Source organism: Campylobacter concisus (assembly GCF_902460545.1).
GTDB classification, from domain to species: domain Bacteria; phylum Campylobacterota; class Campylobacteria; order Campylobacterales; family Campylobacteraceae; genus Campylobacter_A; species Campylobacter_A concisus_AE.
This window is the reverse complement of the sequence record NZ_CABPUE010000012.1, coordinates 1-7,437: the sequence shown is the minus strand read 5'-3', so window position 1 is coordinate 7,437 and position 7,437 is coordinate 1. Positions and strand designations below refer to the sequence as shown.

Genomic DNA, 7,437 nt, shown 5'->3' with positions numbered 1-7,437 from the left:
AAGCAAAAAAATTAAAAGAGAAAAAATGGATTTTCAAAATATTCAAAAACAAATTTCGGTACTAAAAGAAAGTTTGACAGCATTAGAACAAAATAGTGAACACGAGATCGGCTTGGCAGTTGGAGTTGTTGAGTTTAATAAAAATGCTGATGAACTTAAAAAAAAACTTACAAATTTAAAAGGTGAAAGCGATTTTTTTAAAAGTGTCTTCAACACAGAGGACTATTATGAAAACATTAGTACTTATTTGGAGCAGATAAAGAGAAGCTTAAACTATAAAATTGAGAAAAACGGTGTGAGCTTTAAGGCAAATGAAAATTTACAAGAAAGCTATGTCGCCATTTTAAATATAATAGAAATTTTAGTAGCAGAGTATCAAATACAAAACAAAAATAAAGCGAAAAATCTCTTTTCTAGGACAACAGATACTACTCAAATAAAATCAATACTTGCGGAGCTAAATACTCTACAAGAGCGTATACATAATGTTTTGCATATTCATTCTAGGATTGTTTCAAATGTTATTTTGCAAAATTTTAAGATAATTTATACGTTCTTTTATAATTGTATTAAGGCTGCAAAGCAACGCAAAGATGAGCTTTTGCTAGTGGAGATCGCGGGTATAACTGACAAGATAATAACTATGATAAAACCAGTCTTTAGTGCAAAAATTTTAAACACAAATGAGCTTATTTATCATTACTTGATCTTTGAACTAAAAGAACTAAAAGCTTGTGCGATAGGCGAGGAGCTAGTTTAAAATTTTATCAATTATCTCTTTTGCTCCATTTGGCAAAAGGATATCTTTTAGAGCTTTACTGCTTTTGTTTAGATCAAAATTTTCTATCATTCTTATAACTTCGTCTTTGTCTAAAATTTCTCCATTTTGCAAGCAAATTTCAGCAATGCCTTTATCTTTTAAAAATTTAGCGTTATAAAACTGATGATTACCAGCGGCATAAGGAAATGGCACAAAAATAGATGGAAGGGCGTTTGCACAAAGCTCCCAAAGCGAGCTAGCTCCTGCTCTTGATATGGCAAGGTCAGCCTTACTCATCTTATTTTCTATCTCTTTACTAAATTCAAAAATTTCTAAATTCGTTTCATTAAAGCCAAGTTCATCATATTTTTTTTTAAGTTCATCAAAGCCGTTTTTACCACATTGATGAATTATATTTATGCCTTTTTCTTTAAGATATGGAGCTAAATTTATAGCTAGTTCATTTATCGCTTTTGCGCCTTGTGAGCCACCCAAAAACAAAATAGTTTTTAGCTCCTCTCTCACTCTTGCACTATCGAAAAATTTCTTTGCCACAGGGTAAGGGTAGGGTGAAACTTCATCATAAGAGCTAAAAAAGCCTTTCGCATAAGGCCTTAAAATTTTATTTAGTTTGCCCATTACAGCATTTTGTTCGTGGATAAAAAGCGGCACTTTTGAGATAATGGCTGCAATGGCTGCTGGAGCTGCTGAATAGCCACCAACGCTAATGACTGCCTTAACGTCATTTTGCTTAAAAATTTTTCTACATTTTAAAGCAAGATTTACGATATTTGTTAGTGATTTTAGTTTAGCAAAGCCTCTCTTATTTACCACACCACTACTTGGCAAGAAAAATTTTTGTAAAAAATTCTCGTCATTTTCAAACCAAAATTTATCTTGACCGCTAGTTGAACCAATAAAAATGGGCTTAATATCTCGTCTATTTAGCTCCTCGCAAAAGCTTCTTGCGATAGCTAAATGCCCACCAGTACCTCCACCGCAAATAACAATCATAATTTTGCCCTTTTACTAACCATCAAAACCATACCGATACCGATACAAATCGCAAGCACAGAGCTACCGCCGTAACTAAGAAATGGCACAGCAATACCCTTGATAGGCGTGATCGATGTGATGCCATAGCTATTCATTAAAAATGAAAACGATAAGATAAGCCCGACACCAAGCGTAAATAGGTGATAGACCTTATTTTCGCTTCTAGCTGAAATTCTAAAAATTCTATAAAGTAGCGTTATAAATATAGCTACGATACACAAAATACCAAATACACCAACTTCTTCAGCGATACCAGCTAATACAAAGTCAGTATGGACCTCACTTAAAAAGCCGAGCTTAAAGATACCAGCGCCAAGCCCTTCGCCGAAAAATTCGCCATGCTTTATAGCATTTAATGAGTGAGAAATTTGATATGGCTCTGGCGCATCAGCCACTCTTAATACATCTGCAACGCTGTCAGGCAAGAAAGAAAGTACCATATTTTGTATCGTTCCCCACCATGACTTTATACGTAAAATTCTATGCTCAGAGCTGATTATCGCTACTGTCATAACAAAAGCAGCTCCTAAGATACCGATACTAAAAAGTCTCGCACTTGCTCCTGCAAAAAGCGCCATCGTCACAAATGTAAGCGCCAGCACAACCACTTGACCAAGGTCATTTTGCATAACAGCGATAAGAAAGATGGCAACACCAAAAAGAATAATATAAGGCATAAGTATCTTAATCTCATCTAGCAGGGTCCTTTTGCCTTCACTAAATTTTCTAGTAAAACTCCAAGCCAAGAAGTAGACAAAACCGATTTTAAAAAACTCAACTGGAGCTAGTGAAAAGCCAGGTAGTCTAATCCAACGCCTAGCACCACCAGCGTCAGTCACCATTGAAGCTGGCAATGCATGCATTAGCCCCATGGCGATACCGCAAGATATAAGAAGGCCAAACCCTATCCAAACAAGCGTTTTTTCAGGATTAAGTCTAGAGAGCCACCACATAATGAAAATTCCGATACAACCAACAATAAACTGGCGGATGAAAAAGTGAAATTCGTCGTAATTAAAAAATAAAACCGTAAAAACTGGCAAAGATAGTGAAAAAATAATGCTTATAGCGATCAAAGTCGAACAAAGATAGAAAATGATCTTATCAACTGCCAAAATTTAACTCCAAGTTTAAAAAGTGTCAAAGTATAATAAAAAACGGCTTACAAAGATATTATTTGCTATAATTGCAGGCTTTAAGGATGGGCATGAAGATAGGTATATTTGACTCGGGGCTTGGCGGACTGAGTGTCTTAAATGAAGCTTTAAGCAAGCTTAGCGAGCATGAATTTTTATATTACGCAGACGTTAAAAATGTCCCATACGGACAAAAGAGCAGGGATGAGATCTTAAAATTTAGCTTTGATGCGGTGAAATTTCTCATAGAAAATGGCGCAAACGCCGTTGTAGTGGCTTGCAACACGGCAACAAGCGTAGCGATAAAAGAGCTTAGAGTAAATTTAAGCGTGCCGATCATCGGTATGGAGCCAGCTGTAAAAAAGGCTCATGACTTAAGCCATAATGATGCCTTAAAAACGCTAGTCATAGCCACTCCAGTCACCGTAAATGGTGCAAAACTAAAAGAGCTGATCGCAAATTTACACGCAAAAGATAAGACTGAGCTACTTGCACTGCCTCGCCTTGTAAATTTTGCTGAAAATGGGGAATTTGACACCGAGAATGTGAAATCATATCTAAAAGAAGAGTTAGCCAAATTTGATCTAAGTAAATTTGGCTTTTTAGTGCTTGGCTGCACACACTTTAACTATTTTAAAGATAGCTTAAGAGAAATTTTGCCGTCAAATATAAGCATAATTGATGGCAACGAAGGGACAATAAATCGCCTTATAAGTGAGCTTGGACTAAAAATTTCTACTTTAGATCAAGCCCTAAAAGTTAGATTTTTCTATTCTGGTGATGAAGTATTCAGTAAATTTGAGCTAGATAAAATTTCAAGAAATTTAACTCATCTAGAAAAGATGAGGGCGATTTGCTAGGTTAAATCTAACTAAATACCACAAATAAAAATTTTGGCTCTGTTAAAATAGACTATTGATTTTTAGCTTTTTTTGCTAAAATATCCATATTAAAAATAGCAATGAAGGCGGTAAAATGGCAATTTCAAACGCAGAGCTTGAAATCGTAAAACAACTTTTTAGTACTCTAAGCGATGACGATAAAAAATCATTTCTAAAATCTATCAAATCAAAAGAAAAACAAGAACAAAATTTTACTCTTACCAAAGAGATAAAAGAGTGTCCGCATTGTAAATCTACTCACTTTGTAAAAAATGGCAAGGTGCAAGGCAGACAAAGATTTATATGTATGGATTGTCGTAAAACATTTGCCCAAACAAATAATACTATCTTGTATGGTGTCAAAAAAGACCTATCCGTATGGGAAAAATATATCCATTGTATGATAGAAAAATACTCGCTTAGAAAAACTGCCCAAATTTGTGGTATCTCACTACCTACTGCTTTTGCTTGGCGACATAAAATCCTAGATGCCTTACAACAAATGCAAGATAACATAAAACTTGATGGCATCGTTGAAGCTGACGAAACTTTTATGCCTATCTCGTATAAAGGTCATCATAAGGATTTTGACTTTCCACGCTTGGCTAAGAAAAGGGGAACCGCAAACACTAAGCGTGGATTATCAAAAGAGTTAGTTTGCATACCTTGTGCTGTAAATTTAAATGGCAAATCAGTAGCCAAAATAGCAAATCTTGGTAAGCCAAATGTAAAGGCTTTAAATAGCGTTATCTTTGGCAAAGTAGAAAAAGAGAGCGTATTTGTAACCGATAGCCTACGCTCATATCTAAAACCCTCAAACGAAATGAACCTAAATCATATAAGAATACCGCGAAATAAACACTCTAATGGAAGTTTTAATATCCAAGTCGTAAATAACTATCATAGCAGACTAAAATCTATGCTAGTGTATAATTTTAAAGGTGTATCTACAAAGTATCTTAATAACTATCTTGTCTATCATAATTTCGTAAATTTTGCAAAAGAGAGTAGAAAAGATAAGAAGCGGATGCTACTTAATCATATACTAAATACAAACTGTCTAAGCCAAAGTATAAGCGTAGCAAATAGACCTGCTGTGCCGTTATTGGTGGCGTAGAGTTAAAAAAATTTAAAGGAAAAAAATGAGTTTAAAGAAAAACAAAGAAGTTTTAGAAAATATATTAAATGAAAATTTGCTAGGGCTTACAAAAAAAGGGATTGTAAGTAGAATGCTGGAACAAGAAGTCGCAGGACAAAGAGTATTTTATGTATGGCTTAAACAAAATGGCTATGATATAGACCCTGAAAGTATGGATAAAAATCAAAGCGATGGCATTGTTGGTAATACTATAATAGAGTGCAAACTTAATGAAAATGAGGGCGGTGGCATCAAAAAAGCCTATCAAGAATTATATGACACAATCCCTACAAGGCTTAAACAAAAGGGCGATAGAATACCATATTACCGCATTTATGTAGAGCTTCAAACATTTGAAGTAGAAGTTTATGATTGCCATTGCAATTTAGTTAAAAAATTTGATTGGTATAAAAACCCAAATGCTTTTAAAAAGTTTTTCAATAATAAAAAAGAAACATACGAATATGATTTAAGAGATTATGATGTGGATTTGGTGGAAGTTATTCAAAACATTTATAAGGTCTTTAATATAACCACAAAAATCGAGGCTTACGAGAAACTTGAAAAAGGCATACTTGGTTGGTTTAAGCCGTTTGATTATAAAAATGCAGACATAAATCGTCTTATTCTTGACAATGATAAAATGAACGAAAAGTATGTGCAAAAAATAGAGGGTGCATTTTTTACTCCACCACAATATGTAAAAATTTCAACTCAATATGCCATAAATGCAATAAAGCAAAGCAAAAAAGACGGTTATGATGATTATGTAATTATTGATAGATGTGTGGGCGTTGGAAATTTACAAAGTCAGTTTGATGAAAATATCTACTCTCATATGATATTAGGCACTATAAACGAAGCAGAAGCCCTTACGGCAAATATTCGCTTTATGGATATGGCACAAGTTGAAGTGCTAGATAGTTTGTCTGAAAACGGCGTAAAATTCTATCAAAAAGCAATAGAAAACTATAAGAAAAAGAATAACGTTAAAAATCTTGCTGTAATTTTTCTTGAAAATCCACCATACGCACAAACAAACTCAAACAAAGATGGCGGAATTAAGTCTATTTATCAAAAGACTTGGGTTCGCACTCAAATGGATAGGGGAGGGGAGGATCTCGATGAGCAGTTCTGCTTTTCAGCCTTTAAATACTATGAACCTTACGCATACATACATTACGGACCGATAAAGATTTGGAAATCAAGAGACTTAATAAACAAAGAAGTAGCAGAGTGCTATCTATGCAATCGCAAATACTTTAATGCTAGTGAGAGTGCAATTGCGTTGATTAGTTGGCGAAATAAGGATAAATATTACGATGAGCTACATTTCAAAAATGATATAGATGACGATTTTGTTGTAAAAAAAGTTAAAAACACAATATCTGATTTTTTTAGTGATGACGGCAAAGAAAATAGTGTTTGTATGATTGAAGCTAGAAATTTTTCTTTTGCTTCGCCACGCTTAACGGGCAGCATAAACTCAAATGGTAAGTATGGCACAAAGTGGGTAAGTGAGAAAAACTTACTCAAAGTCATTCCACTTTTTTGTGCGTGCAGAGATGAAGTAAGTGAAAATGGCTACATAAGAGATAATTTTAAAGATTATCGCATAATAGACACAGTTTATAAAACTAGCGATGGTGGCACTGTGTATCAAAAAGATAAAGAGTTTTTGCAAGATTGTCTGCTCTATGCTACTTGCACACACAAAAATGACTGCGATGATAACTCAATTTTTTGGGAAGTGGCAGATAGATTGCTTGATAAAAAACGAAAAGATAGCGAAATTTATAAAATTTATAAATGGCTTTGTACTGAAACAAAGATAAATGGTATAAAAGGTATAGAAAAATACAAAAAGAACGAATATGGAAAGCTTTGGCGAGAACATAATCTTTATCCTAAAATCGTTGATTTAAAAGCTAAACTTAGAGCATTACATTTAGAGAAAATCCGTCCAAAAATGCTTAAATATGAAATATTAAAGTAGCCAAAAGTGCCACTTACGGCACTTTTCTACACAAACAACTTATCAAAAACAAGCATAGAAAGGAAGCTTATATGTCAAACATTGATTTTGCTGATATTCAGGCTATGTCAGAGAAAAATATTCAAGCAATCTTAGATTTTATAGTCTATCAAGGCTCTTTTGCACAAGCTCTCTCTAAATGTATTCAAATTGACAAACAGCAAATAGTGTAACATAAATTACGAGTTGCCCGCTTAAATTTCAGATACAAAAAAAGGTAAAATTTGGCAACGATTTTATTTACAAGAACAATAGACAGGAAAGAAAAATGTTAGATAATTCAACTTATATGGCGAATTTTAAGCACTATAGCTTTACTTGCAGTAAAGAAAGTTGCCAAAAAAGGACAGGGCTGAAAAATAAAATTTGATGAAACATAGCACAAAGTAACATTTTTTTTATTTTTTATCAAATCAATAGAATATTTTAAC

7 protein-coding genes are annotated in these 7,437 nt (G+C 33.8%); 5 read left to right on the top strand and 2 right to left on the bottom strand.

What is annotated here, in order from left to right; all coding sequences use genetic code 11:
- The first annotated feature begins 25 nt into the window (after positions 1 to 25).
- Positions 26 to 760, top strand: a complete 735-nt coding sequence (locus FZ949_RS08825) for an imidazole glycerol phosphate synthase (protein WP_084041322.1) — start codon at positions 26 to 28, stop codon at positions 758 to 760.
- Here FZ949_RS08825 and murG read toward each other — a convergent pair.
- Together murG and FZ949_RS08815 are read right to left on the bottom strand one after the other, a co-directional pair.
- Positions 752 to 1,774 carry an undecaprenyldiphospho-muramoylpentapeptide beta-N-acetylglucosaminyltransferase gene (murG, locus tag FZ949_RS08820; RefSeq protein ID WP_103580324.1) on the bottom strand — a complete coding sequence of 341 codons (1,023 nt, stop codon included), beginning with the start codon at positions 1,772 to 1,774 and terminating at the stop codon, positions 752 to 754. The genes FZ949_RS08825 and murG overlap by 9 nt on opposite strands.
- Positions 1,771 to 2,931 carry an FtsW/RodA/SpoVE family cell cycle protein gene (locus tag FZ949_RS08815; RefSeq protein WP_021091312.1) on the bottom strand — a complete coding sequence of 387 codons (1,161 nt, stop codon included), beginning with the start codon at positions 2,929 to 2,931 and terminating at the stop codon, positions 1,771 to 1,773. The genes murG and FZ949_RS08815 overlap by 4 nt, the downstream gene beginning before the upstream one ends.
- 92 nt (positions 2,932 to 3,023) lie before the next feature.
- Between FZ949_RS08815 and murI the strand changes: the two genes are divergently transcribed.
- From murI to FZ949_RS09395, 4 genes are all read left to right on the top strand, one after another.
- Positions 3,024 to 3,812, top strand: coding sequence for a glutamate racemase (gene murI / locus FZ949_RS08810; protein ID WP_103580322.1), 789 nt, complete (start codon positions 3,024 to 3,026; stop codon positions 3,810 to 3,812).
- 115 nt (positions 3,813 to 3,927) lie between these two features.
- Positions 3,928 to 4,950 carry an IS1595 family transposase gene (locus FZ949_RS08805; RefSeq protein WP_103580321.1) on the top strand — a complete coding sequence of 341 codons (1,023 nt, stop codon included), beginning with the start codon at positions 3,928 to 3,930 and terminating at the stop codon, positions 4,948 to 4,950.
- Between the two features lie 25 nt (positions 4,951 to 4,975).
- Complete coding sequence (locus tag FZ949_RS08800; RefSeq protein WP_103580320.1) at positions 4,976 to 6,967, top strand: hypothetical protein; 1,992 nt, start codon at positions 4,976 to 4,978, stop codon at positions 6,965 to 6,967.
- 71 nt (positions 6,968 to 7,038) lie between these two features.
- Entirely contained in the window at positions 7,039 to 7,179 is a 141-nt protein-coding gene (locus FZ949_RS09395) for a hypothetical protein (protein ID WP_159070032.1), read from the top strand.
- Positions 7,180 to 7,437: the final 258 nt, after the last annotated feature.

What these genes read in the sequence shown, in the direction of transcription:
- FZ949_RS09395 (WP_159070032.1), top strand. Translation starts at nt 7,039, where the DNA reads ATGTCAAACATTGATTTTGCTGATATTCAGGCTATGTCAGAGAAAAAT.
- murG (WP_103580324.1), bottom strand. Translation starts at nt 1,774, where the DNA reads ATGATTGTTATTTGCGGTGGAGGTACTGGTGGGCATTTAGCTATCGCA.
- FZ949_RS08825 (WP_084041322.1), top strand. Translation starts at nt 26, where the DNA reads ATGGATTTTCAAAATATTCAAAAACAAATTTCGGTACTAAAAGAAAGT.
- FZ949_RS08800 (WP_103580320.1), top strand. Translation starts at nt 4,976, where the DNA reads ATGAGTTTAAAGAAAAACAAAGAAGTTTTAGAAAATATATTAAATGAA.
- murI (WP_103580322.1), top strand. Translation starts at nt 3,024, where the DNA reads ATGAAGATAGGTATATTTGACTCGGGGCTTGGCGGACTGAGTGTCTTA.
- FZ949_RS08805 (WP_103580321.1), top strand. Translation starts at nt 3,928, where the DNA reads ATGGCAATTTCAAACGCAGAGCTTGAAATCGTAAAACAACTTTTTAGT.